Source organism: Flocculibacter collagenilyticus (assembly GCF_016469335.1).
GTDB classification, from domain to species: Bacteria; Pseudomonadota; Gammaproteobacteria; order Enterobacterales; family Alteromonadaceae; genus Flocculibacter; species Flocculibacter collagenilyticus.
This window is the reverse complement of record NZ_CP059888.1, coordinates 180,402-206,137: the sequence shown is the minus strand read 5'-3', so window position 1 is coordinate 206,137 and position 25,736 is coordinate 180,402. Positions and strand designations below refer to the sequence as shown.

At 41.1% G+C, this 25,736-nt stretch carries 23 protein-coding genes; 7 read left to right on the top strand and 16 right to left on the bottom strand.

All coding sequences use genetic code 11. The features are described from left to right. Positions 1 to 17: 17 nt before the first annotated feature. On the bottom strand, positions 18 to 1,292 hold the full coding sequence (locus HUU81_RS00950) for a glycosyltransferase (RefSeq protein ID WP_199610386.1): 1,275 nt from the start codon (positions 1,290 to 1,292) through the stop codon (positions 18 to 20). A 269-nt stretch (positions 1,293 to 1,561) separates the two neighbouring features. On the opposite strand from HUU81_RS00950, the gene HUU81_RS00945 reads away from it, so the two are divergent. Further along, complete coding sequence (locus tag HUU81_RS00945) at positions 1,562 to 5,626, top strand: Ig-like domain-containing protein (protein WP_199610384.1); 4,065 nt, start codon at positions 1,562 to 1,564, stop codon at positions 5,624 to 5,626. A 2-nt stretch (positions 5,627 to 5,628) separates the two neighbouring features. Here HUU81_RS00945 and HUU81_RS00940 read toward each other — a convergent pair whose 3' ends face one another. From HUU81_RS00940 to HUU81_RS00910, 7 genes are all read right to left on the bottom strand, one after another. Further along, positions 5,629 to 7,113, bottom strand: coding sequence for a 3-deoxy-D-manno-octulosonic acid transferase (locus HUU81_RS00940; RefSeq protein WP_199610382.1), 1,485 nt, complete (start codon positions 7,111 to 7,113; stop codon positions 5,629 to 5,631). Positions 7,114 to 7,143: 30 nt separating this feature from the next. Further along, positions 7,144 to 8,589, bottom strand: coding sequence for a bifunctional D-glycero-beta-D-manno-heptose-7-phosphate kinase/D-glycero-beta-D-manno-heptose 1-phosphate adenylyltransferase HldE (hldE, locus tag HUU81_RS00935; RefSeq protein ID WP_199610381.1), 1,446 nt, complete (start codon positions 8,587 to 8,589; stop codon positions 7,144 to 7,146). 36 nt (positions 8,590 to 8,625) lie between these two features. Then, positions 8,626 to 9,198 carry a D-sedoheptulose 7-phosphate isomerase gene (locus HUU81_RS00930; RefSeq protein WP_199610380.1) on the bottom strand — a complete coding sequence of 191 codons (573 nt, stop codon included), beginning with the start codon at positions 9,196 to 9,198 and terminating at the stop codon, positions 8,626 to 8,628. Between the two features lie 9 nt (positions 9,199 to 9,207). After that, complete coding sequence (locus HUU81_RS00925) at positions 9,208 to 9,849, bottom strand: TetR/AcrR family transcriptional regulator (protein WP_199610379.1); 642 nt, start codon at positions 9,847 to 9,849, stop codon at positions 9,208 to 9,210. 83 nt (positions 9,850 to 9,932) lie between these two features. After that, positions 9,933 to 10,724 carry a glycosyltransferase family 2 protein gene (locus tag HUU81_RS00920; RefSeq protein WP_199610378.1) on the bottom strand — a complete coding sequence of 264 codons (792 nt, stop codon included), beginning with the start codon at positions 10,722 to 10,724 and terminating at the stop codon, positions 9,933 to 9,935. Beyond that, the gene (locus HUU81_RS00915; RefSeq protein ID WP_199610377.1) at positions 10,721 to 11,809 is read right to left on the bottom strand and encodes a glycosyltransferase family 9 protein; all 1,089 of its coding nucleotides are present in this window, start codon (positions 11,807 to 11,809) and stop codon (positions 10,721 to 10,723) included. The genes HUU81_RS00920 and HUU81_RS00915 overlap by 4 nt, the downstream gene beginning before the upstream one ends. Before the next feature lie 167 nt (positions 11,810 to 11,976). Then, the gene (locus HUU81_RS00910) at positions 11,977 to 13,377 is read right to left on the bottom strand and encodes a capsule assembly Wzi family protein (protein WP_199610375.1); all 1,401 of its coding nucleotides are present in this window, start codon (positions 13,375 to 13,377) and stop codon (positions 11,977 to 11,979) included. A 145-nt stretch (positions 13,378 to 13,522) separates the two neighbouring features. On the opposite strand from HUU81_RS00910, the gene coaD reads away from it, so the two are divergent. Further along, positions 13,523 to 13,999, top strand: a complete 477-nt coding sequence (gene coaD, locus HUU81_RS00905; protein ID WP_199610374.1) for a pantetheine-phosphate adenylyltransferase — start codon at positions 13,523 to 13,525, stop codon at positions 13,997 to 13,999. 28 nt (positions 14,000 to 14,027) lie between these two features. On the opposite strand, the gene HUU81_RS00900 is transcribed toward coaD, so the two are convergent. The 4 genes from HUU81_RS00900 to HUU81_RS00885 form a co-directional block, all read right to left on the bottom strand. Then, complete coding sequence (locus tag HUU81_RS00900) at positions 14,028 to 14,717, bottom strand: DUF2987 domain-containing protein (RefSeq protein ID WP_199610373.1); 690 nt, start codon at positions 14,715 to 14,717, stop codon at positions 14,028 to 14,030. A 132-nt stretch (positions 14,718 to 14,849) separates the two neighbouring features. Then, complete coding sequence (locus tag HUU81_RS00895; RefSeq protein WP_199610372.1) at positions 14,850 to 17,036, bottom strand: YgiQ family radical SAM protein; 2,187 nt, start codon at positions 17,034 to 17,036, stop codon at positions 14,850 to 14,852. 221 nt (positions 17,037 to 17,257) lie between these two features. After that, on the bottom strand, positions 17,258 to 17,572 hold the full coding sequence (locus HUU81_RS00890) for a hypothetical protein (RefSeq protein ID WP_199610371.1): 315 nt from the start codon (positions 17,570 to 17,572) through the stop codon (positions 17,258 to 17,260). Further along, the gene (locus tag HUU81_RS00885) at positions 17,569 to 18,048 is read right to left on the bottom strand and encodes a type 2 periplasmic-binding domain-containing protein (protein ID WP_199610370.1); all 480 of its coding nucleotides are present in this window, start codon (positions 18,046 to 18,048) and stop codon (positions 17,569 to 17,571) included. Before HUU81_RS00885 ends, HUU81_RS00890 begins: the two co-directional genes overlap by 4 nt. A gap of 160 nt (positions 18,049 to 18,208) precedes the next feature. Between HUU81_RS00885 and HUU81_RS00880 the strand changes: the two genes are divergently transcribed. After that, complete coding sequence (locus HUU81_RS00880) at positions 18,209 to 18,799, top strand: carboxymuconolactone decarboxylase family protein (protein ID WP_199610369.1); 591 nt, start codon at positions 18,209 to 18,211, stop codon at positions 18,797 to 18,799. Positions 18,800 to 18,820: 21 nt separating this feature from the next. Here the strand turns inward: HUU81_RS00880 and cysQ are convergent, their stop codons facing one another. Continuing rightward, the gene (gene cysQ / locus HUU81_RS00875) at positions 18,821 to 19,645 is read right to left on the bottom strand and encodes a 3'(2'),5'-bisphosphate nucleotidase CysQ (protein ID WP_199610368.1); all 825 of its coding nucleotides are present in this window, start codon (positions 19,643 to 19,645) and stop codon (positions 18,821 to 18,823) included. A gap of 25 nt (positions 19,646 to 19,670) precedes the next feature. Then, on the bottom strand, positions 19,671 to 20,291 hold the full coding sequence (gene nudE, locus HUU81_RS00870; RefSeq protein WP_199610366.1) for an ADP compounds hydrolase NudE: 621 nt from the start codon (positions 20,289 to 20,291) through the stop codon (positions 19,671 to 19,673). Between the two features lie 66 nt (positions 20,292 to 20,357). Here nudE and yrfG point away from each other — a divergent pair, with 66 nt between their 5' ends. Beyond that, on the top strand, positions 20,358 to 21,032 hold the full coding sequence (yrfG, locus tag HUU81_RS00865; protein ID WP_199610364.1) for a GMP/IMP nucleotidase: 675 nt from the start codon (positions 20,358 to 20,360) through the stop codon (positions 21,030 to 21,032). A 1,085-nt stretch (positions 21,033 to 22,117) separates the two neighbouring features. Here the strand turns inward: yrfG and fkpA are convergent. Beyond that, positions 22,118 to 22,870, bottom strand: coding sequence for an FKBP-type peptidyl-prolyl cis-trans isomerase (gene fkpA / locus HUU81_RS00860; protein ID WP_199610362.1), 753 nt, complete (start codon positions 22,868 to 22,870; stop codon positions 22,118 to 22,120). A gap of 196 nt (positions 22,871 to 23,066) precedes the next feature. On the opposite strand from fkpA, the gene HUU81_RS00855 reads away from it, so the two are divergent. Genes HUU81_RS00855 through HUU81_RS00845 form a run of 3 tightly spaced genes read left to right on the top strand, consistent with a single transcriptional unit; the run spans position 23,067 to position 25,301 of the window. Further along, positions 23,067 to 24,074, top strand: a complete 1,008-nt coding sequence (locus tag HUU81_RS00855; RefSeq protein ID WP_199610360.1) for a WD40 repeat domain-containing protein — start codon at positions 23,067 to 23,069, stop codon at positions 24,072 to 24,074. 2 nt (positions 24,075 to 24,076) lie between these two features. Next, positions 24,077 to 24,304, top strand: coding sequence for a SlyX family protein (locus HUU81_RS00850; RefSeq protein WP_233520550.1), 228 nt, complete (start codon positions 24,077 to 24,079; stop codon positions 24,302 to 24,304). A gap of 7 nt (positions 24,305 to 24,311) precedes the next feature. After that, positions 24,312 to 25,301, top strand: a complete 990-nt coding sequence (locus HUU81_RS00845; RefSeq protein WP_199610358.1) for a formate/nitrite transporter family protein — start codon at positions 24,312 to 24,314, stop codon at positions 25,299 to 25,301. 73 nt (positions 25,302 to 25,374) lie between these two features. On the opposite strand, the gene HUU81_RS00840 is transcribed toward HUU81_RS00845, so the two are convergent. Beyond that, positions 25,375 to 25,590, bottom strand: coding sequence for a YheV family putative zinc ribbon protein (locus tag HUU81_RS00840; protein ID WP_199610356.1), 216 nt, complete (start codon positions 25,588 to 25,590; stop codon positions 25,375 to 25,377). Positions 25,591 to 25,736 lie beyond the last annotated feature (146 nt).

Here is a 25,736-nt window from a genome sequence, read left to right as displayed (position 1 = left end):
TCACTAGTCAGTAATTCTTATTCAACTATTTGAGTCAGTTGTTCGTGAAATATTCCTGCATGATACTGTCTGGAATATTTATATATTTCATTGTTTTCTAAGAACTTAAATTGACTTTGTTTTACACTTATCAATAGTTCTTCTAAGCGTTGCTGAATTTTATCTGTATTTGTCAGCGGAGCTAACATCGCATGGCCTGTTTGCAGCAAAAGTTTGCCTGTGTCGCCACGCTCTGATGTTAGCCCTAAAATAGGCTTCTTCATACAAATATATTCATAGGTTTTCGCGGGAATTTGGTAGTCGCAATTATCAGCCTGCATCACTAACAACACATCCGACTCCATCATCTCAGTCAATGCACTTTGATAATCAATGGGTGATAACACCGACACCAACTCATCAACTCCTGCCTTATCTACCAAGTTTTGAATCAGCTTTTCATTGCCAGGCGCTCTTAATTTAAGTTCGAAATTGTCTTTGTCGATGAGGCTTCGCGCTCGTAAATTAGCGATTGCTTTGAATAAAAAAGAAGGGTCACGTTCATTTGGATAAATCACGCCGCTATGTAGCATTGTAATTTTTTTAGCAACATCACTTTCGCTGGTTTTTTTATCACTACTGTGCTCGTCTGCAATAACGTTAAATAATTGCATTAACTCATGATCGTAGCCGTTAGGAATTACGTTCCAGAAGTCTGATGGAACATGTGGGTACTTGTTTTCATAAAACACTTTCGCGCCGGGTGCAGTGACAAAAGCACACGAGCAGTGTTTTATAATTTTACTTTCTATCCATTGGAATATTTTTTTCTTGCGCTTATCAGTAGGGTAATTTTCTTGCGCCATGGGATCACGAAAATCAGCCACCCAAGGTATTCCTGTTAATTTATGAAGAATATAGCCAATGATCATTGCCGACGCTAAGGGATAAGTACTGACGATGACATCTGGTTTATTTTTTCGAATATGATTCAAGCCAGAAATCACACCACCTACTATCCAGCTTTGCCAGTTATCAGGTAGTGCCATCCAATAACTGTATTTACCAAAAAGGCTAAAGCTTTTCGCAGTATTTCTGCAAAAAGCACGAATCACATTAATGTCATTTGGAATAAGAGAAAACTGTTTTTCAGACCAATTGTCATATCCTTTAACCGAGGCTGTTAATACCGTTACATCCCAACCAGCATTGGCAAGGTGGCGAGTAAAAGCAAGTGTTCGATGCACTCCACTACTTACTAAAATGGGCGGATAGTGGTAGGCCACGTAAAGTACAGAACCAGGCTTCTTCATAATTAACTTACTTGTTGTTATGATTAAAGATAAGTGAGACGAACCTGCATGGTAACTAATCTATCTGCATAATGAAACGATTATCATCACTCTTCATTTACTTGTCACTTAGCATAAAATAGCTGATAGCACTTAATTGCATACCTTATTGCTACAAAATACAGTTCTTTCGCCACCACTTTTATCATTTTATCTTTTATTAGCTATAATTTAGTAATCCACATTCTTCAATGTCAGGGCTTTGCCTTGCTCATAAGCGCGAGTACATTATGAATATCCTTTTTGCTTCTTTGCTTTCAATTTCTTCTCTTACTAATCCAGGGTGGACAAAACTTGACAGTGAAAATACATTTGCTGATGTCGCTATTTCTAGAGCCGAGCATGATCAAATCATATCTGAAACCAACAGTTATGATTTCTGGGGGGGAATTGGTCCAGACGCTGTGTTTAGAGCGTGGACAACCGCAGCATATGATCCGGACAAAAATATCATGTATTTCTTTGGCGGAGGTCACTCTGATTACGGCGGGAATGAAATCTACAGTTATGATTTAAATACATTGACTTGGGCGAGAGTCACCGAGCCTGCACCACTAACCAAGCCTGAGCCTCATTCACAAGTACAAGGAAAAACGGTTTACGTTCCTGAAAGTTCACCTATTTCTTCTCATACCCATGACTGCTTTATTTGGAATCGTGATACCCAATCCATTTGGGTAGCATCCAGGCATGGTTATGGTGGCGACGGCACGCCTTCTCACACACCTGAAGACGCTGCGATGTGGGAGTTCTCTATCGAAACTAAAACCTGGAGAAAATTACCTGCATTTGCAAACCCTAATTACCCTAAATGTATCAATGTGCCTAGTATGCAAAAGGTATTTCTATTAGAGCATGCCATTAATGAGGGATTCAGAGGCTTTTTGTATGATTACAACGGTACTGTACAGTACTTAGGCAGGGTTGATGGCTTAAACGCGTCTGGCGTCGGCAGTGTATTTATGCACCCAGAAACAGGCGCCATTTATAGCGCTCACCAAAAAAGTATTTATAAAATCACTTTTGGCGGAACGGCTGAAAGCCCAACTGTTTCAGCAACAAAAGTCACTGACCACCCCTCTCTTGAAGAGCTTAATTTCGAGCTTGATTATCGCCAAGCATCATACAATTACAGACCTGTGGATGGTAAGTTTTATATTTGGAATGGTGGCCCACAAATTATCACATGGGATCCAAACACTAAGCAGTACGATGTAATTTGGAACGATGACAGCCCAGAGCGCCCATCTTTGAGTGGCCATGGTGTTGGTAAAGTATTCGAAAAATTTGTGTATGTTAAAAAGAACGATATTTTTGTTGGGCTGCAAAATGGCGGTGATGGTCAAGGCACTGATGGTATGTGGGCGTGGAAACCATCAGGCTCTACAGACAGTGCGAAAAAATTAAGACCATTGCCACTACAGAATGACGGTGTAACACAAACAGCTGCCGCCTTTTTCTTGCCTATTGAACCAAGCGATAGAAACTATAACTCAACCGTTTCTTTACGTTATAAGCGCACCGTTGATGCAAATTGGAGTGCAGGCCCTCAGTTACATAGAATGAGACCTGAATTTGTAAGGAATACTAAAAATAATAACGGAATTTCTGGTGAAGGCTTTTCCACCATCATTACTGGGCTAGAGCCCGGCACGCAATATGCGGTTGAATTAAACTTGAATGATCCTGATGGCGTAGTCGGCTATTCACAAACAACTGCATCATTTACCACTGCCAATACGCCAGAGGCGAATTTAGGAGGTGACATTGTTACTGTGTCCAGCCCGTCTGAACTTAATAGCGCACTCGGTAATGCTAAGCCAGGCCTAACAATACGGTTACTGCCTGGTATCTACCAAGGAACATTTGAAATTAAAAAAAGCGGAACCAAATCAGAGCCTATCAAAATTGTAGGTACAGGTGCTGCGGCCACCGTTATTGATGCACAAGGAAATCATTACGGTTTTCGCTTAATGGCTGATCACATTCATATATCAAGTGTTTCCGTTACTAATGCAAAGACTGCAATAAAGTTTGATGCAAACACAACTGGCGTCAGTATTTACAGCAATTATATCTTTAATAATTTGGTTGGTATAAGCGCTAAATTAGGCCAGCGAAATTTGTATATTGCGCACAACGTTTTAGAGGGAAGCAACCTATTTGGCAATGTTAGTTCTGAAACGTGGGATATGGAAGGTATCGTTGTGACTGGTAACAGTATTGAAGTGGCTCACAACACACTATCAGGCTTCGGTGATTCACTTGGCTTGCATTGGAATACCAACATTGCTAACTATGTCATCAATATGCATCACAATCTTATTAAATGGGGAGGTGATGACGGTATTGAATTCGACTTTACGCTCAGAAACGTAGCTGCACATCACAATATGATTGCTAACAGCGCAAATGCGTTAAGCTTCCAGCCTGTATGGGGCGGACCAGCGTACGCATTTAAAAATATTATCCTTAACCCTGCGAGAGGACCGTTTAAAATTAAACCGGAACAAGACGGACCAAGCGGTATGTATATAGTTAATAACACCGTTGTAAAATGGTTTTCGAACATTGAACGGGGTGGCGGTTATGCTTGGAAAAATGCATCGGGTGACATCAAACTACTTAACCTTAACAATAACTTGTTTGTCAGTGATGAAACACGAACAGACTATATTTTACTGAACTCATCCACCCACTCGCTCGTTGACTTTGATAATAATGCATGGAGTGCCGACGGCAAGTTCTCATTTAAATTAAAGACTGGTTCAGTGTTTGCCAAAAGCTTTCAAGAATGGAAAGACAACACGCCGTTAGGTAATAATGACATTAAAGTCAACGCTGAAACCGTATTCAAAAACTACCAACCGAACATTAAAACAGGGACATTTAATGAGTATCGAGATCCTCTTGCTACGCCTTTGCAAATCTCAGAAAATTCTAATTTAGTCGATAAAGGAAAGCGGGTGCCTCAAATCGCATTTAATTATAGTGGTGCGAGTCCAGATATAGGAGCGCTGGAGCTTAACGAGTCAATGCCAGAGTATGGGGCAACACTAGACACAACCCTGCCAGAAGCACCAATTGCCGTGAATGACTCAAAAGACACGGAAGTAAACATCGATATTTCAATCAATGTTCTCGAAAACGACTCAGACCTTCAGGGTGATCCATTAACGCTTATTGACTTGATTGAAATGAAAAATGGCTCGGCCACATTCTCACCTGATGGCACTGTAGACTTTTCACCTGAGTTTGAGTTTATGGGTGAAGCCAGTGTTAAATATATTATTGAAGACAATAAAGGAAATCGCTCTGAAGCGACTCTAACAGTCAACGTGCTTCCTCCAAATAAAGCACCTGTAGCGAGTCCAGATGTATTTGAAGTTTTTGAAACGTCTCCACTAGAAATTACTTTTAATCAGATCTTAGAAAATGACTACGATCCAGAAAGAAGGCAGTTAACTGTGATAGCGGTTAATAACCCAATGAGTGGCCGTATCGAAATGCAAAACGATAAGTTTATTTACACCGCACCTGAAAGCTTTATCGGTACTGATGAGATTACTTATGAGATTGAAGATAACCTGCAAGCGAAACACAGCAGCACTATCACGATTGATGTACTACCAAACGGAACAATTGTTGGCTCAGATTATCGTGATAATTATGATCTCAGACTACGAACTGAAGGGTTTACCATTTATGGTAAAGGTGGGGCCGACATCATTACCGGCTCTTCCGGGGATGACGTGATTGTTGGCGGCGAGCATGAAGATAGCATAAAAGGGGGTGAAGGCGACGATATTATCAAATATTTGGGTGATAACGATAAATATGATCACGTAGAAGGTGGCCCAGGTTTCGATCAAATTATTGGTAATAAAGAAGATAATTTTATTGGCCTCACCATTGTACAAGAAGTTGAAGCGATAGACGGTGGCGAAGGCTACGACATTATCCAAGGCCAGAATAATAAACAGGTATACGACTTTAGTAATACTCAGCTTAAAAATATAGAGCTAATTGATGGCGGTGCAGGTAGCGACGAAATTACAGGTAGTGCTAGCGATGATGTGATCATGGGCTCTGCCGGTAACGATAAAATTGATGGCGGCCCAGGCAATGACACAGCCGTGTATAAACTCAATTTCGACAAGTACTCTATTAGTATTGAAAACGGTGTCGTCACTGTCGAAGCCATCGAAGGCGACGAAGGTGTAGATACCTTAATTAATATCGAACGCTTAATGTTTAAAGACAGAGGCCAAGCAGTCGGAAAATTGAAGCCTTAAGGCTACTTCAAGTGCGCCAACACAGCATGGTAGTTGTTGGCGAGACCGCCTTTGCTGGCAGACATGATATTAATGCACGCCTGAGACGACATTCTATGTTTCTTAGGCTGCTGTAGCCATGTCATTAAAATTTGGTAAGCTTGTTCAGGGTTAGCGAATTGACGCATCGCTTTATGTTGAACTAGGTCTTTTGCAATATCTTTAATATTGTCTATATGAGGTCCCATCATCACTGGTACACCCAAGGCGGCGGGCTCAAGTGGGTTATGACCTCCCTTTTTCGCCCAACTGCCACCAACAAACGCCACGTCTGCGCAGCGCATTAACGTAAACATTTCGCCCATGGTGTCGCCCAATAAAACATTGGTGGTAATAGGAATATTTACTGGCTCGCTTTCGTTAATGCTTTGATCTGAGGGTTCCGCAAGCGGTTCATCGGTCGGTTCATCGGTGTTTGGTAATATATCATCACCATTAGTAGCCAAGTCGCTGTGTTCATCTAATAACACGCCTTCTGTAGCAGTTTGATTTTCTGATAATTCTTCTGTTACTGATTGATGACTTAACTCTGTTTCATCTATTTGCTCAGCTACTTCAGGTTGCATCGCACTGCGCTGCAAATATTTAAATCCACTTTTTTCAATATGCTGTCGTGCTACCGTAAACTGCTCTGGATGACGAGGCGTTAAAATAAGCAGGGCTTTGGGTAAAGTTTTGAGCACTTTTTTATGAATAGCGAGCGCTAGTTCGTGTTCATTTGGATGAGTGCTGGCTGCTATCCATACGGGTCTGTTTTTTAGGGTTTGTTTAATTACTTGCCCTTGGCGCATTTGCTTTGCAGGAACGCTTAAATCAAATTTGATATTGCCTGCCACTGTGACTTTATCTTGATCCGCCCCTAATGCGATATAACGTTTCGCATCTAACGGATATTGCATCATCATGCGGTCAAAGCAACGAATTACCGGCAACATTAAACGTTTATTCTTTTTATATTTATTAAAGGAATTAAGTGATAAGCGGCCATTAATTAACAACAGCTTAGCGCCATGCTGCTTTAAGGTGTGTAGCCAGTTCGGCCATAGCTCCACTTCTACCATCAAACTAATTGTTGGTTTAACTGCGTTACAAAATCGCTTGGATGCTCCAAGGGTATCAAGCGGAGCGTAAAGATGAATGATGGCGTTGCCAAGTTGCTTTTTAAGCTCAGCGGCACCGGTAGGCGTTGTTGTAGTCACCACCATTTGATAATGCGAATGAGACTTTAACAGTTGCTTGATAAGCGGTAAGGCTGCTTTTACTTCGCCTAATGATGCACAATGGCAGTGGATTACTGGCTTAGTGATGTTAAGTGGCTGGTAACGACCTAAACGTTGTGAAAAGCCTTCACGGTAATCAGGCGACTTGATCCCTCGCCATAAGAAGTAAAGAAAAATCAAAGGGAGGGAAGCGTAAAAAGTCATTGAGTACATTAAACGAGTCCACATACACAAGCCCTACCCTGTCAATTAAATGAATTATTTATTTTGCTGAATTTTTTTAATGATATTAGTGGTTGAGCAACCTTCAACAAACTCTAATACGATAACTTCACCACCGTTATGCCACACTTCTTTGGCACCAACAATGTTTTCCGCCTCGTAATCGCCACCTTTTACCAAAATATCTGGCATTACGCGTTTAATCAACTCCAGTGGTGTGTCGTCACCTTCTTCACCAAAAGGGATCACCCAATCTACCGAAGCTAATGCGGTTAATATCGTTGCGCGTTGTGCTAATGGGTTAACAGGGCGCGACTCGCCTTTTAAGCGTGAAATTGAAGCGTCATTATTTAACCCCACGACTAAGCGATGACCGAGCGCTTTAGCTTGCTCTAAATAGCGTACATGGCCAGCATGTAAAATATCAAAGCAGCCATTAGTGAATACAATCTTTTCACCGCTCATGCGTGCTAATTCAATGTGCTTAAATACGTCTTCGTAAGGTGTTTGATAATGTTCTGCAGCACCTTTAAATAAATGCTGGTTCACTTTCGCGAATAGCTCTTCAGGTTTAACAGTAGCTGCACCTAGTTTACCAACAACAATACCAGCCGCTAAATTAGCGACTTTTGCCGCATCTGCCAATGGCATACCAGCGCCCATCATAACGGCAAGCGTTGCTATAACAGTATCTCCCGCGCCAGTGACGTCTGACACTTCCAGTACTTGCGCTGGCATGTCGACTTTTTCCGTCGCACTAAGTACTGACATGCCTTGCTCTGAACGCGTTAACAAAATCGCGTCAATATTATGTGCCTGCATGATCTTACGTGCGCTGTCTGCAATTGACTGCTCGGTATCAGTATCGCCACCAGCCAACACAAACTCGTGTTTGTTTGGCGTGATCACTGTCGCACCTGCATACACGCTTAAGTCTTTCGCTTTCGGGTCAACTAACACGGTTTTACCATGCTGTCGTGCAGTTGCAATCATATTGGTTACATTTTGCAGTGAACCTTTGTTGTAATCAGAAAATATGATCACGTCATATTCATCAACAATCGCATTAAATGCAGTTTCTAATTTGTTGGCGTTATCCGCAGAGAAGCTTTGTTCAAAGTCCAATCTAACTACTTGTTGATGGCGACTAATGACACGAAGCTTCGCAATCGTCGGCTGCTGTTGCTGTTGAATTAAGCGGGCATCAATATTTTCAGTTTCGAGTAATTTAGCTAATTGCTCCCCATTTTCATCGTCACCAACAATGCCTAATAGTGTAACTTGAGAGTCTAAATGAGCGATATTTCTTGCAACGTTTGCTGCGCCACCTACTTTATCTTCTAACGCCGATATTTTAACCACTGGAACTGGCGCTTCAGGTGAAATGCGTTGCGAATCACCGTGCCAGTAACGGTCTAGCATCACATCACCAACCACGAGTATGTTATTTTTTGATAATTGTTTAAACGCTGATAACTGCATTAAGGACTCACTTGGTATATGGCTGGTTTAGATAAATTATTCGTGTAATAGATCAATAGCTTCGCACAGCCAGTGGCCAAAAAACATATGTGCTTCTTGAATGCGGGCCGTTTCGTCTGACTGGATAATAATTGATAACGCGGCAATATCTTTTACTTTGCCACCGTCTTTACCCGTAAATGCCACGCTAAAGGCGCCAAGATCATTGGCAGCTTGCAGTGCTAAATTTACATTCGGGCTTTGTCCTGATGTAGTTAAACCAATAACAACATCATTTTCACGGCATAAGGCTTCTACTTGGCGAGAAAACACGGTATCGAACGAATAGTCATTTGAGTTGGCGGTTAAAATTGAGCTGTCTGTGGTTAACGCAATTGCAGCTAAAGCATTACGCTCTTTTTTAAAGCGTACCACAAATTCTGCCGCTAAATGTTGACTATCTGCGGCACTACCACCATTGCCTAAAAATAGTAACTTACCGCCGCTATCTAACGCTTTTTTACATTGTTGAACCAATTCTAATAATTGCGCTTGATGTTGCTCAAGCTGTTCAAATACCGCTTTATGTTGAGTTAAATTGCGTTGAAAGCTGTCAGTTAATACTTGCATAGTTGTTCCTTATTTTTCAGCGGCCATAGTGCGATAATGTGCTTCAAGTTCGTCGTACGCATAACGATATTCAAGATTAAAATGAGGTTTAAATAATAATAATACGCGGGTTACGCCTTGATATAATTCTTGTTGGCCAACTTGTGGATTGTCAGACTGCGTTTTAAAGTAGCTTATCCAAAAGCTCACCGTCTGCTTTACGTTATGTGAGAAATGCGTAACATCATCATCTTCAATATTGATAATATTAGCATTTTTTAAGCCATTCACTAATGACTCTACTTTTACTAACACTTGCTCTTGGACTTTTAAGTAGTCGGTTTTTAATGCGGGGCTGCGCGCCAAAATAACGGGTAAATTATCGTAAAAAAAACTAAAACGTCCCATTAATTCAAACACGGCATCCATGTATTTTTTTAGGTTATCCAAAATATGAGCTTTGTCAGCCACCGGCTCAAACTGGGTTTCCATATGGCGTGCATACAGCTTAAAAATTGAGCGTATAATGTCGTCTTTATTACGAAAGTGATAATACAAATTGCCCGGGCTAATATTTAAATGTGCTGCAATATGGTTAGTTGTCACGTTGGGTTCACCTAATTGGTTAAACAACGTGATACTGGCTTCAATTATCTTATCTTTCGTTTTCATTATTTGACCTACAACTACAGCACATTATTTAGAAATGCGGGCGCATAAAATAGAGTTTTAATTCTAACGCAGAATAGCTAAAGTTACATCTTATCGCCGCAATTGAGCGACTTCTTTTCGCTTTGCCATAACTGATACAGCTTCGCTTCTTTCATAAATGCGTAATAAGAAGCCATCACCGCAAGAATAAACCCACGTCGACCTGAAAAGCATTGACCATGAATAAGGTATTTCTGAAGAAACGTAATAGGGAAAATCAGCAATAGCTTTAAGGTTGAATATCGTTTGCTTTTATTAAACTTCTCTTGCGCTTTTAGTGTGGAGTATTGGTTATTTTTCTGGGTAATGACTTCTACAGTGCTGTAACCGAAATGATCAAATTCTTCATTAATAAACAACTCTTTGCCATCAACAATCGCGCTTTCATGCGCTAAGTTGGTTTCGTCAAAACGGGACTTCGACTTTTTATACAGGCGATGATTATTAGGTCGTTTAGTAAAACGCGATAAACGTTGACCAATAAACCAATCATTCCGCCAAAAACGCACACTGTCACACTCATCGTTCTCTATTATTTGCTTAAACCGGGCAATAATTGAGGGGTTTAACACTTCATCGCCATCTAGATTAAGTACCCACTCATTACTACATAACGACATGGCGTACTGCTTTTGTTTCGCATACCCTTGCCATGCATGATGATAAATTTTTACGTCGTACTTTTTGGCAATCTCTAAGGTACGATCCGTACTACCCGAGTCGACAAGGATAACTTCATCCATACATTGCACGCTTTGTAACACTTTTTCGATGTGCGCCTCTTCATCTTGCGCAACAATAAATACACTAATGGGCAATTTACTGATCTGTGTCATTCTAGTTTCTCTTGAGTAGTCTCTACATAGTTCTCTAGCGGGCTGCTACCTTCATCCTGCTTATTCTGCTCAGCCAAGCCTTGCTCACTGATATTAAGTAATTGGCACGACAAGCTTAACGCATGGGCCATGTCCAAGTCGTGGCTTTGGTCTTCATTTTCTATCATATTGCCTAGCGGTAGTACTGCCAACGTAGTTGCAACCTTAGGTGCGACAACACTCCACGGACTGGTTCCATGATTAACGAGCACTAAAGAATTCACTTTTAATGCGGCAGCAATATGCATGGGTGAGGAATCAATCGTGATGAGTAAGTTTTGCGCGGCGATCAAGTCGACTAATTCTGAAACTGTCGTTTGCCCTGCTTGATTAACAACCGTTATCGCTTGATGCTGCAGTTGTTCAGCTATTTGCGCTGCATAATCTTGCTCATCCTTTGCACCAATCAATGTAAACAGCACTTTTTGTGAAAACTTGTCACACTGCTCATACAGCCCAGCAATCAAGTTAACAAGTGACGAAGTTGGAAAGCAGCGCGTCCCTTTTTGCTTGCTACCGGCATATACGGCAACTTGTATACAGTCTTGTTTAAATGTATCAGCATTGGCTTGTAGGTGAGTATCAGGTAATCGCTTAAATGGAAATTGATGGCTTGCATTGACAAGATGCGCATAATGATTGATGTAATGACGTACACGATCAATCTTTTCTTTATAATCAAGTAGCCATCCACGTCCATCGTGTTGATAACCAATAATACGAGGCACGCCTGCTAATTTTAATAGCAGTGCATCAAAAAAATTATTTCTAAATAAATAGGCGACATCAGGTGAAATTTGCTGAATTTGTTGGCGAGACTGACGCAGATGCTGTTTGCCATTTACACACTCGTCAAGCACCACTTGGTAACAAGAGTGATGGGTAAATAGCTCGTATACCGCGTTATTTCGACAAAACAAAGTAATCACCGCATTTGGATGTAACTGTTCAAGCAAGCGTAACGCGGGTGTTGCCATTATTGCATCACCAATATACTTCGGCATCACAACTAAAATAGTAGCGTATTGCTTCGTTGGCAGCGTCATACTGTTTTAATCTCTTGTAATTTCATTAAGCAAAACCAACCAAAGAGTACTAATCCAAGAATACTAATCCAAGAATCCCAGTCCAAGAATCCAAATCCAATAACACCAATAACACCAATAACACCAATAACACCAATAACACCAATAACACCAATAAAATACAGGTATTACCAATTATAGAAAGCACTGATTCGCACAAAGTTTTTGTCAAACACGGTTCTACCCATATATAACTCTGCGCCCCAAAATGAGTTATTAATAAACTGCGAGTAACGCGTTTTTATTTCATAACCAGGTACATAGTCAGCCACAAACTGTGTGTCGTTGGTAATACGTTTAAATTGAGTCGCTAATGTTTTCTCACTAGAATAACGCCAGTTCCAATCTAACTGATATACCGTAGCGCCATCAGCCTTACCAAAAACACGCTCATCGCCGCCCCAGTGACCGATAACATGGCCATCAACACTATTTCCTTCGCTATATAAGTGGTGTACATACCATTGGTCGTGCCAATCGTTTACTTCAAATCTAAGGCTGTGATCGTCGCCAACATCCGGTAAGAAAATACCCACAGACTGGGTTAAGTTTCCCAACCGATAGTTCTTATGATGAGCTGAATCTTCCCCACCATATTCACCGTAAATACTGACCGGAAAATCAAATATAGAGAAGTTATACTTCGCTGTGATGGACGCCATTTGGTCACCAAACTCGTAATTTGGATCGTCAAAGTCATCGGTGCCAGATTGTGCATTGTCTTTATTAACCGGATCAAAAAACGCTTGCCACACATCTTTAGCGCCCACACTGCGTAATCCACCACCAAACTGCATTAAGCGATTTAATCCTATTGTGAAGTTATCAGTCAGTGCAAAGCTCAGATGCATGCCAGCTAAATAAGGCTTACCAGGGGTTGATTGTTCACCTAACTTAATTGCTGCTTGTTCATCCATTTTAGAAAGGAACATTTCGTAACGAACACGAAAATCGGTAAACGGTTCGTAGTTGCTGATGGTAATTGTAGGCGTTGGTTCAGCATGAGAACTAATTAACATTGCGCCATTATTAAAAGGAGAATACCAATGCTCACGGTAGCCAATATCAACTTGCGCATAATGATAGCCAAACGACATCATAGTATTGGTTGGTATCGCATTTTCGTCATTTAAAATGCCGCCCCCCGAAAAGCGCAAGTACGGATTTACTTCATAAAACGCTTGGCCTTCTATTTGTAGCCAGTTTTCTGTGTTTTGCCCACGCTGGTTTGCTAACGTTTTTTCTCTCGACGTTAAAGAAAGCTGTACTTTAGAGTGCGTTTTGCCTGCTTTTTTCTTAAAACGCTTTAAGTATCCATTAATTTGTTGATAAAGAACGGGATCAGAGGTCTGTACTTGTGGTAATAACCGTAATATATCCACCGCTTTATACGGCTTCACCATTACATCGGCTTTATCCGTTTTCGCTAATAAACGCTCGACTAGGTGCTCGAATTCTGGCGCCATTTTTAATGGCAAGTAGGGAGAAACACCAGCCGCCATCGAAGGTGCTGTAAATAATGCCAGCACAAAACACATCCATCGTTTATACATAGTACCTAATTTATATCCTAATAAAATGCGCAAAAGCGCCGATTATAACCAAAACCATTGCGGTGTTATAGAATTACGTCATAATTCTGGGTAATTAGATAACCTACTTAAGACGTAATTTATGAATAACCGAGCAATATACCCTGGCACTTTTGATCCCATTACTAATGGTCACACCGATTTAGTTGAACGAGCCGCGACCATGTTTGACGAAGTCATCGTGGCGGTTGCCATTAATTCCAGCAAAAAACCGATGTTTACCTTAGATGAACGCGTCGCACTTGCAGAGCAAACCCTTAGCCATTTACCTAATGTGAAAGTAGTCGGCTTTTCTGGGCTATTAGCGCAGTTTGCCAAAGATCAACAAGCCAATATCTTGGTCAGGGGATTACGTGCCGTGTCTGACTTTGAGTATGAATTTCAACTGGCTAATATGAACCGCCGATTAAACCCAAATCTTGAAAGTGTATTTCTAACCCCAGCTGAAGAAAATTCGTTTATTTCTTCAACGATTGTTAAAGAGGTGGCTATTCATCACGGTGATGTTTCTCAGTTTGTTAGCGACACTGTATTAACCGCGCTAAAAGAAAAAATCTAAATTTGAACGCATAACACTTCAATTCGCCCTAATTTTCAGGACTAATTGAAGTGGGTTGTACACTGAATATCACATCGGGGTTTTCTTTCATTAAGTTGGCTTTTCTAGTGATATCAATTTGTAATTCATCATTGGTTTGATAACGGTAGGTTTTATTTTTCGTTACAATTTCAATCGTTGCAGGCTGGTCAAACGTAAATAGTAAATCATCCATACTTGGCATTAGCCACGAGGCCATGCCAGACATTTCTTTCATAAATAAATTAGTGTCGTCCAGTGCTGAAAACAGCGACTGATATTTCACGGTTGACTGTTCAGGGGCCTTAAAGCCTGCTGCAAGCCCTAGTGCTACTGCACCTTTCGGTTGATTAATACTAAGCGTAATCTGCTTCACCCGTTCTTTATCAAACAACGGCAAATCGATAGTACCATCTTTAGCGATTGGAATTTGCTGCAGTGGCTTGCCGTTCTCTAAAATCCATAGCTCGACATCAGCAAGTGTGAGTGTGTCATCTTTAATGGTGAGGCTGGCGCGCATCGTCATATACGGGGAAGTTGTTTTGTTTTTGCCAAAATCGATCAGTGTGTTGAGCTCTTCATACTCAATTTCTCTGCCATCAACACTAGCGAATAGAGGAGAAGTTGCGCTCAAACTTAATCCTAGCGTCAACGTTAAATAAAAAACAAAATCGATTAACTTACGATAACTCATCATCATTACATCACCCTGCTATTGTTATTTTTACTATGATGGATTGAGGGCAATTTGCCCGAATGCTCAATATTAAAGCTAACACTGAGAACATTCGGATAAAATTAAGTTCAATAGTAATGAAGATTAATTAGCGTATTAACGCTTAACGGATCTTTTGTTCTTACCACCTGCTACTTTTTTCAATGGATTCAACCCCGTGTGCTTCGTTAAAGCAGGCTTTAACCCTGCATTTTTACGGAAGCTATCACGTTTGCCTTTGATTTTTTCGTCACGTGTTTCTGGCGGCACTAAGTGCTGAGGGCCACGGCCAATTAATTTAGCGAGTCCCATTTTCTTCAGTGCTTCACGTATCATTGGCCAGCCAGCAGGATCATGGTAACGTAAAATTGCTTTATGCAGACGACGCTGGCGCTCACCTTTAGGTACGGCCACAGACTCATTCTTTTTATGAATATTCTTTAATGAGTTAATTTCGGTATGGTAAATAGTCGTTGCATTTGCCATTGGTGAAGGATAGAAGTTTTGTACTTGATCTAACTTAAACTTATTCTCTTTTAGCCATAGCGCCATATTAACCATATCTTGATCGGTAGTCCCCGGATGCGCAGAAATAAAATACGGAATTAAATACTGTTCTTTACCCGCTTCTTTTGAATATTGATCAAACAACTGTTTAAAGCGGTAATAGCTTCCCATACCTGGCTTCATCATTTTTGATAACGGCCCTTCTTCGGTATGTTCTGGCGCAATTTTTAAATAGCCACCAACATGATGTTTGGCAAGTTCTTTTACGTAGCGCGGATCTTCTACAGCCAAGTCATAACGCACGCCCGACGCAATTAAAACTTTTTTAACGCCGTCTACATCCCGCGCTTTACGGTATAAGTCGATGGTTGGGGTATGATCTGTATCCATTAGTTCACAGATTGTTGGATATACACAAGACGCACGACGACAACTTTCTTCTGCTTTTGGCTTAGTACAGCGCAACTTATACATATTTGCAGTAGGGCCACCTAAGTCTGAGATCACACCTGTAAAGCCCGGCACTTTGTCGCGAATTTCTTCTATTTCATTAATTATCGACTCATGACTACGACTTTGAATGATACGGCCTTCATGCTCGGTAATTGAGCAGAAAGAACAGCCACCGTAGCACCCTCGCATAATGTTGACTGAAAACTTGATCATGTCGTATGCAGGAATTTTGGCATCGCCATACTCAGGGTGAGGAATGCGCTGATAAGGTAAACCAAACACCGCATCCATTTCTGATTCATCTAACGGTGCCGCAGGTGGATTAGCCCAAACAAATCGATCCCCGTGCTTTTGCATTAATGCACGCGCACACCCCGGGTTCGTTTCTTGGTGTAAAATACGCGAAGCATGGGCGTAGTGTACTTTATCATTAGTTACTTTTTCATACGGCGGTAACATCACGTAAGTTTCGTGCCACGGGCGCTTTTTTCGGGCAGGCTGAATTTGAATTGGTTTGGCTTTTACGTCCTGTGGTCCAAATTGAACAACACCACCTTTATCCTCATCTTTTTTAACGGTTTCGTTATACTCGTATGGGTTAGTAATCGGGTCAATTTTGCCTAATTCGTCGACCATTCTGGAGTCAATACCGCTCCAGCCCGGTAATGGTTCTTTTCGAATAACCGCAGTGCCACGTATGTCATGCATTGTTTTAGCGTCTTCGCCCTGCGCAATACGGTGAGCAATTTCAACGAGTGGACGCTCAGCGTTGCCGTATACCAAAATGTCTGCTTTTGAATCAAATAATACTGAACGACGCACTTTATCAGACCAATAATCGTAATGTGCAATACGGCGTAAGCTGGCTTCTATGCCACCAATTATGGTTGGAACGTCTTTATAAGCTTCTTTACAGCGCTGTGTGTAAACCGTAACGGCACGATCCGGACGTTTTCCCCCTTCATCATTTGGTGTATACGCATCATCATGACGCAATTTCCGGTCAGAGGTATAACGGTTGATCATGGAATCCATGTTGCCGGCCGTTATCCCAAAAAATAAATTCGGTCGCCCAAGCTCCATGAATGCGTCTTTACTCGTCCAGTCGGGCTGCGCAATAATGCCTACCCGAAATCCTTGCGCCTCTAACATTCTGCCGATAACGGCCATACCAAAACTAGGATGATCAACATAAGCATCACCAGTCACAATAATAATGTCGCAACTATCCCAGCCTAACTCGTCCATTTCTTGTCGGCTCATAGGTAGAAATGGCGCAGTATCGTAGCATTCAGCCCAATATTTAGGATATGAAAAAAGATGACGTTCAGCTTGAATAGACATGAAAAACCTTAGACGTTACAGCAATGAGTTAAACGGTGAACAATTGGGCGCTTTTACACATAAATCGCAGCAAAATATCGCCCCAATATTCACAGGGGGCGGAATTATACCTATCAATGCATGGCTTGGGAACCCGTTTTGACTATTTTTTAAACAGAACTTTCCATCAACTTGAAGTTATTAAAGAGGTAACCCGTTAACTAACAAGAATAATCATGTTGCTAAAACATTGTCGTTAATCGACGTGCAATATCTAGCTTTAACACGCCATTTTCAAACACACTTTTCAGTTTTTCAATTAATGCTAAATCAGTCCCGATGCTCGCCACTAAATAAAAATCTTCATTCATTGACTCAAGTGCATAAACAAACGTAAAGTCGTTAACATCACAACCTGTTGTTTGACAATGAAAAGTAAGCAGTTGAGGATTCAGAGGAGCTAAATCTACTCGCCCTTTTTCTAGCATATTCAATGTTGTGTCGGATGACACAATTTCCACTAAGTGTTTACCGTATTCAAAGCCTTGCGATATCAAATATTCGGCAACGACATATCATCACGCTTAACCGAAATTGTGTGTTGTTGTAATGATTTAAGTTCATCGGCAACCGCTACCTTGTTTTTATAGGTGGCGAGATACGTGGTGGTAGTGAAAATTTTACCCAGCCAAATAAAATGCTTTTCTCTTGCATCCGTTTTAACAACAGAAAATAAAAGTGTATTAGGGCGTGTTTTGGCTAATTGATATGCTCTTGCCCACGGTAATACTTCAATTCGTACATTAATTCCCACTTGGCTTAACGCATTCTGTACCTTATTGGCCACGATGCCACCCACTAAGCGCTCTCGCTCCCCAACTTGATAGGGTGGTAAATGCTCTGTAATCACCCTTACAGACGGGGCTTTTTTAACACTATTTAATGACAGCTTTTGTTGAGCAACAGCCACACCACTTACAGCTGAAACTGCTAGCCCAAACAACGCAATTTTGAAAAAACCTGCAATATTCATTACGCAAATTCATTAGCTAACCAAATGAATAATATAGCTGTGTTTTTATATTTTGGTACCTTTCAGGTACAAAAAATGGCCTATAGGCGCGTTGCCTGATACTGTGGTAAAAATAGGCAGTACTACATACGTGTAATATAAAATAATAACAAGGATAATTATGCCACTTATCTCACCCCTTACAGAAAATCACTCACCCGACGTTGCCGAACTAGCTACTTTCTTTAATGAAACGCTGGGTTTCTGTCCAAATAGTGTACTTACCATGCAGCGTAGGCCTGACATTGCCACTGCATTTATTAACCTAAATAAAGCCGTGATGAAAAACGAAGGCCGCGTGACTAGTGAGCAAAAACGTTTAATTGGCTATTTAACCAGTGCGAATACAGGGTGTAATTACTGCCAAGCGCATACCATTTTGGCCGCTGAGCGATATGGGAGCTCACCAGAGCGGTTAGCAAATATCTGGGAATTTCGAACTAGCGACTTATATAGCGATGCAGAAAAAGCTGCATTCGAGTTTGCACTTGCGGCGTCTTCTGTACCAAATGCCGTTGATGAAACTGTTCAGCAAAATATGAATGCGCACTGGGATGAAGGTGAGATTGTAGAGATATTGGGTGTAATATCTTTATTTGGCTATCTAAACCGTTGGAATGATTCGATGGCGACGACTATGGAACAAGGCGCAATTGATGCTGGTAACCAGCATTTAAGTAATACACCATGGCAACGCGGTAAACATGTATAACTTAGGCTAAATGCTTTGCCATTAAATATCTCGCTCGGTTCGGTGCGGTTTAATAATGTCGCGCCAGCCGATTGACTGCTCACCCAGCACCATAAAGTCTGGATTATCAAAGGTTTCTCTTTGGTTATAACTCAGTCCGTTAAATTCGCTATCTAAGATACGCCCGCCCGCCTCTTCTACTATTACATGCGGCGCTCCGGTGTCCCACTCTCCGGTAGGCCCTACGCGTAAATAGCAATCTGCTTTCCCCTCTGCAACAAAACAGCTTTTTAGCGAGCAGCTACCTAGCTTAATAAACTCAGTGGGACGTTCACTTTTAAGGTACTGCGTTAACGTAGTGAGTTTTTGCACTCGGCTAACTGCAAAACGAATTGGCTCATCAGGTTGGCGGTGCGCAACAGCTAAACGGGTTATGCCTTTATCAGTCTGTTTATAGGCTCCATGCCCTGCAACAGCGTAATAAAAGCTGTCTTTTATTGGCCAATAAATAATGCCCATAACAGGCCAGCCGTTCTCAACTAATGCAATACACACGGCAAAGTCACCACTGCGTGAAATAAACTCTTGAGTACCATCCATTGGATCAAGCAGCCAATAGCGTTGCCAGTTTTTTCTGGCATTCAAAGACACATGAGCGGTTTCTTCTGAAATAATTGGAATATCTGGATAAAGCTCTTCAAGCTCCGTCATTAACACATCATTAGAGGCATAATCAGCCGTCGTTACTGGGCTATTATCATCTTTTGAAAATTGTTCATAATCTTTGTGCTGATAAATTTCTAATATGGCATGCCCTGCTTTTTGTGCGATTACTTTTACATCTTCTAACATTTCCAGTGCATGCATTATATGTCTATTTACCTTAATTTTATTATTTCGAGTGATGCTGCTGTAACCAGCGCTCTGCCAAAAATAACGCTGCTACACTGCGCGCTTCCGTAAAGTCTGTTCTTAATAATAATTCTGTTGTGTTATCAACTTGCCAGTTCACCACTTCCAGCGGCTCAGGTTCATCGCCTTCTAATTTGCTAGGATATAAATCCATCGCTAACAGGATATTCATTTTGGCATTAAAATAGCCGGGCGCTAGGCTTACCTCTTTGAGTGGCACTAATTTATTGGCGCCATAACCAATTTCTTCCATCAACTCTCTATTCGCTGCTTCGTAAATAGTTTCACCGGGGTCTATTAATCCTTTAGGAAAACCTAATTGATAATCATGTGTACCCGCTGAATATTCGCGGACCAACAGCATCGTTGACTCGTCAATTATCGGTACAATCAACACCGCACCTCTGCCACTGCCGCGCATACGTTCGTAAACACGCTCTGCCCCATTAGAAAAGGTGAGATCTAACTGCTCAATTTTAAATAAGCGACTTTCGGCTACCACTTTTTGTTGTTTAATTATAGGTAACTCTTTAGAAAGTGCTGGCTCAGAAGCAAAATGAGGAGATATAAAAGGCGAATTTTGCGAATCTGACTGACTCATGAAACAATACCCAACTAAACTGCTAATAATGACCTTCATCTTAAATCGAATACACAGGAAAAATCTATGCTGCAATGGGAAAAAATCCACACTGTTTTACTCGATATGGATGGCACTTTACTGGACTTACACTTCGATAACCACTTTTGGCTTACTCTGCTACCACAACGCTATGCAGAGCAAGAAAATATTACGCTTGAGCAAGCACAACAATTTTTAAAAAATGAATACCAGCAAGTCAGCGGACAAATCCAGTGGTACTGCCTAGATTATTGGACTGAAAAACTCAATTTACCGATCACTGCATTAAAACGAGAAATTGACCATTTAATTGCCATCAGACAAGACACCATCCCATTTCTAGACGCATTAAAACAAAGTGGACGCGAAGTGATTTTAGTCACAAACGCCCACCCAGACAGCTTGTCACTTAAGATAGAAAAAACCAAGCTTGATCAACATATCGACACGCTGGTTTCCACCCATCAATATGGCGTCACCAAAGAGTCTCAGCAACTATGGCAACAACTACAAGCAGAGTTTAATTTTAACAATAAACACACGTTATTTGTTGACGACAGCATAGATATTTTAAAAAGCGCCCAGCAATACGGCATTAAACACCTACTCGCCGTTGCCAACCCAGATAGCCAACAGGCAACGAAGCATATTACTGAGTTTGATGCAGTGAGTGATTATAGGGTGTTGGTGGAAGATATTTTGAACTACAAGCTCGAGTAGTTACTTGACAGTCATTACTGTCATTTTCATATGTCACACCACCGAAACTTTAAACGTTTTTATAAAGGCAATATTGCTCATTTCATAAAAGGACTTCCCTACACCACTGAGTTATACAAGGCTTTTAGAACTTATGCCTCTCGCTATGACACCGCTCTCAAGATGCTTAAATCAGCCGATTATGATGCTTATATTATTGACTCAACAGGTATCAAAGTGTGTCACAGTTTAAGCAAGCCGAAATACAAACCTTTACAAAGATGACACAACTAGGTCGAGGAGTTACCCCAAGCTCCGCAGCAACATGAAGGCTAAAACCATTTCTGCTTGAGACAGGCATTGTTATCAAGGCGATTTATTATTGATAACGGTAAATGGCCAAATACAACATATCTGCTAATTAGGGCATTCGCGACAACGAAGTTTACATAGCCTGATATTCATCGTATTCGGAGCACTCATTACTTATCGTCATAAAGAACACAAACCTTCGATTACTGTAAAAGCATTTATGTCTTAAACCGAGCTCGGGTTAATTATTATTCCCACTCTTTACATCATCATTCCTAATGATAATTTACTTTGAATCAATAGGAGCTAGTCAGGTGTTCTAGTAGTCTGGCGCGTACCTTCTTTAGTAGCGTAATGATTCTTTCATTTTCAATATTCAGCTTTACCCAGCCATCAGTACCCATCATTGAAAGGCTGTGAATTTTTAATGCAGATACATCTACTTTGGCAATGTCTTTCGCTGGTTGCCATGTACCATTAAGTTGAAAAATGCCTTGTGGGGTGTGGATACGAGAGATATTGAATGGCTGATTTCTGTCACGCGCTTCTTTCCTTGGAGTCGTTGCAGGATGTAGCGATTAATCGCTGAGCCTATTAATAAACAGGTTAAATAAAAGATAGATATCCAGCAATTATCAGCTAATTACTGCTTTAATTCGCACTTAACTTATTGTCGGCAGTTACTAATGAACACTATTTCAAGGGCTTGCATAACAAAAACGCCAGCATTCGCTGGCGTTTTTCACGTTATAGTCATTAACACTATAATTAATTGAGCTTAACAGCGCTCACTATTACTCAGAAGCACCTTCTGAGCTGTTTGCACCTTGTACTTCAAGTAATTCTACGTCAAACACTAATGTTGAGTTTGGTGTGATTTTACCCGTAGCGCGCTCGCCGTACGCTAATTCAGATGGGATGAAGAATTTATACTTAGCACCTTCCTTCATTAACTGTACGCCTTCAGTCCAGCCTTTAATAACACGATTTAAAGGGAATACTGCTGGCTCACCACGATCGTACGAGCTATCAAACACAGTACCATCTAATAATGTACCGTGATAGTGTACTTTAACGGTATCAGTCGCTGCAGGCTTAGGACCTTCACCTTCTTTTAATACTTGATACTGTAAGCCTGACTCTAGCGTTACTACGCCTTCTTTCTTGGCATTTTCAGCTAAGAAGTTTTGGCCTTTTTCAATGTTTAGTTTGCTGTCTTCTGCATCTTTAGCCGCTTTCTTTTCACGCATTGAAGCGTCTAACGCCATTAAAATTGCTTTTGCTTCGTCAGCAGTAATTTGCTCTTTACCTGCTAGAGCATCTTTCATTCCTTGAACCACTAAATCTGACTCTAGTTTAATGCCAAGGTCATTGTGTACATCTAGCTGGTTTTTAACGTAGCTACCTACAGATGCACCAATGCTATATGCTTGTTTTTGTTCTTCAGTTTCTAATTTAGCAGCTTCTGGTTCTGCTTTTTGTTGGTTACACGCTGTTAGCGCAACTAACGCAGTCGCCAACAAAGACAATTTAAAAGATGTGCGCATGAAATTTTATTCCTAATTGCTTTTATTTATTGAAATTTTTTTGTTGCTGGTCGATATAGTAATCATTCTAATCATGTAAAATCACTCTATACTTGTACGAAATCAGCGTATTTCGTGGTTTATGGTAACCTTATTAAAAGCAATGGTACACCCCCATGTTGTTACTTAGGCGGGGAGAACTTAATTAGGACGCTTAATGCATCGTTTATTCTCAACTTTTATCTACATTATTGCCCTATTCGGACTAAGCCAAACTGTTGGCTGTGCACCTATTGCCAGTGATGCCGACGCGTCCATTGAGCATGCCGTTGAAGGGTCTTATAGTGGTTATCTTTCTTACGATGGGAAATACAGTATTGTCTCTTCGATTCATCATGGCTTAGCACTTTGGGATAACCAATCTAACGCATTAAAGTATCAATGGAAACATAATGATGATGCAGAAAATTTAGTGCTTGCTTCACATATCTCTCATAATAATTCGCACGCGCTCACTGCTGATAGCGAAACCTTTGTGTTGTGGAACATTGAAACCGGTGATGCTGAAGGCTATTGGAAAGTGAAAGACTCAAAAGTGCGTGATGTGGCGGTATCTAATGACGGGAAGCATTTATTAATAGGTAAAAGTAGCGGCGTGGTGGTACACATTAATTTGGCATCGGCGCGCCGTCTTGAGTTTTTAGGCCACCAGCAAAAAATCAATTCAGTTGATATGTCACCCAATGGGCGCTACGCCCTCACCGCTTCAAATGATTACGTTGCCTACCTGTGGGACACTAAAAGCGGGCAAGTTATTTATCGCTTTAATCACCCTAGCCGTGTAACTAAAGTCGCACTTGATCCTCAAGGGCGTTATGCGTTTACCGCAGATAGCAAGAAAAAGAGTGTAATTTGGGATTTAACCAACGGTGAAGCAATCAGCCAACTACAATATATACAGCGCCAATTTATTTTTAGTGCAGTGAGGTTTAGTGAAGATGGAAAGTGGTTAGCGACAGGTTCACCTTCTCGCCACCTGACATTGTGGAATATTGAAAGTGGCGAAGCTATCGCACAGTGGTTAGTTGCACCAAGAAAAAACACTCGACCAAAAAGTTCGGTTGTATATAGCGTCAGCTTCATCAATAATAACAAGCAATTACTGACTGAAAGCTCTAGCGGTTTAGCTGAAGTGTGGTCAATCAATCAAAAAATTAAAGGCTAGCCGTGTCGGAAATTGAACAAAATAAGCTTGAGCAACGTATAGAAGAGTTAGAAAGTAAATTAGCATTTCAGGATGACACGATAAATCAACTTAATGATGAAATCGCACATCACCAAGAAAAGCTACAATTATTACAAAAGCAAATAGAGTTATTGGGTAAAAAATTTAAAGAAACACATTCATCAACCATAACCACAGCAGAGGAAGAGCCACCTCCGCCGCATTACTAGGTCAATTATGAACGAAGATAACAAGCAAAATATCACTTCGCGCCAACAGTCGGGCGAAGCCGCACCAGAAGAACCTAAAAAAATAATCACCCCTGACGGCGATGAAATCAGTTACGCTGAAGAAAAAGAAACCAAACGCGTTTTAGAGCGTAAACAAGAAGATCGCGCCTACGTACCTGTTATTGTCAAGCGCACCGACGAAACGTTTCGTCATCCTGACGATATTTTAGAAACCGCCATTCATGAAGGCTTAGAACAGCATGCCAGACCGCTGGTGTCGCTATTCTTATCAGCCATTGCTGCGGGTATGATCTTATGTTTTACCGTAATGGCCGTTGCCGTGGTTTCTCAGTTTGCCAGCGAATTTGAAAATCCTTGGCTTGAAAGGCTAACCATTGCGTTATTTTATCCACTTGGTTTTGTACTGTGTATTTTAAGTCGCACCCAATTATTCACCGAACATACCGCCACTGCGGTTTATCCTGTTTTGGATGAAAAGAGTGATTTTAAAGGGTTAATCATGCTGTGGTTAACGGTTATTGCTGGTAACTTGGTTGGCGGCTTAATTAGTGCCCAATTATTAATTTTGGCCGATCCTGTAATTCAAGCAGAAGCGGGTTACATTATGATCGCCAAACACCTAGTGCATTTTGATTCGGTACCACTTATTTTAAGTGCGGTGCTTGCAGGCTGGCTAATGGCGTTAGGCGCTTGGATAGTGTTGTCTACTCACTCTACATTAAGCCAAATTGTGTCAATCTACATTGTTACGTTTTTGATTGGTATTGGTGGTTTACATCACTCTATTGCAGGCTCAATTGAAATGATCGTTGGCTACTTAATCAGTGACGAATTCACTTTAGTGCAAGCAGTGTCATTTATTGGTCACGCTTTACTCGGCAATATGATTGGCGGTAGTTTGTTTGTGGCTGTGCTGAATTATGGTCATATTCGACATTCTCAACGTAGTGGCCGTAACACCACGAAAATGGGATAGCAACCTTAGTAGAAAGTCGTGCGTGGCTTTGTCACTTACCCAAATGACAAAGCCACACTAAAACGAGTACTTATTATTCTGGTTTAAACACACCAATAACCTGTTCAAACTGCCTAGTGGCGGCAGACACGGTATCATCAGGCTGTACCATGCTATGCCCACATGCAACACAGGTGACTTTCTCTACATTATTCTCTAAATATAGCTGCATGGTATCCATTTTTTTGCATTCTGGGCACACCGCACCAGCTATAAAACGTTTCTTTTTCAGCGTACTCTTTTCACTCATTTTCTTGCCCATTATGCTACTTAAATCGAGTGAACCATTCGCGGCTCACATTCTTACTCATTAATTTTACCTGTTCCTCCTCTTCGATAACAGCGTAATGTATCAATAGCATTCAACCATGGGCTGGGCTAAAATGCTCATCGCAC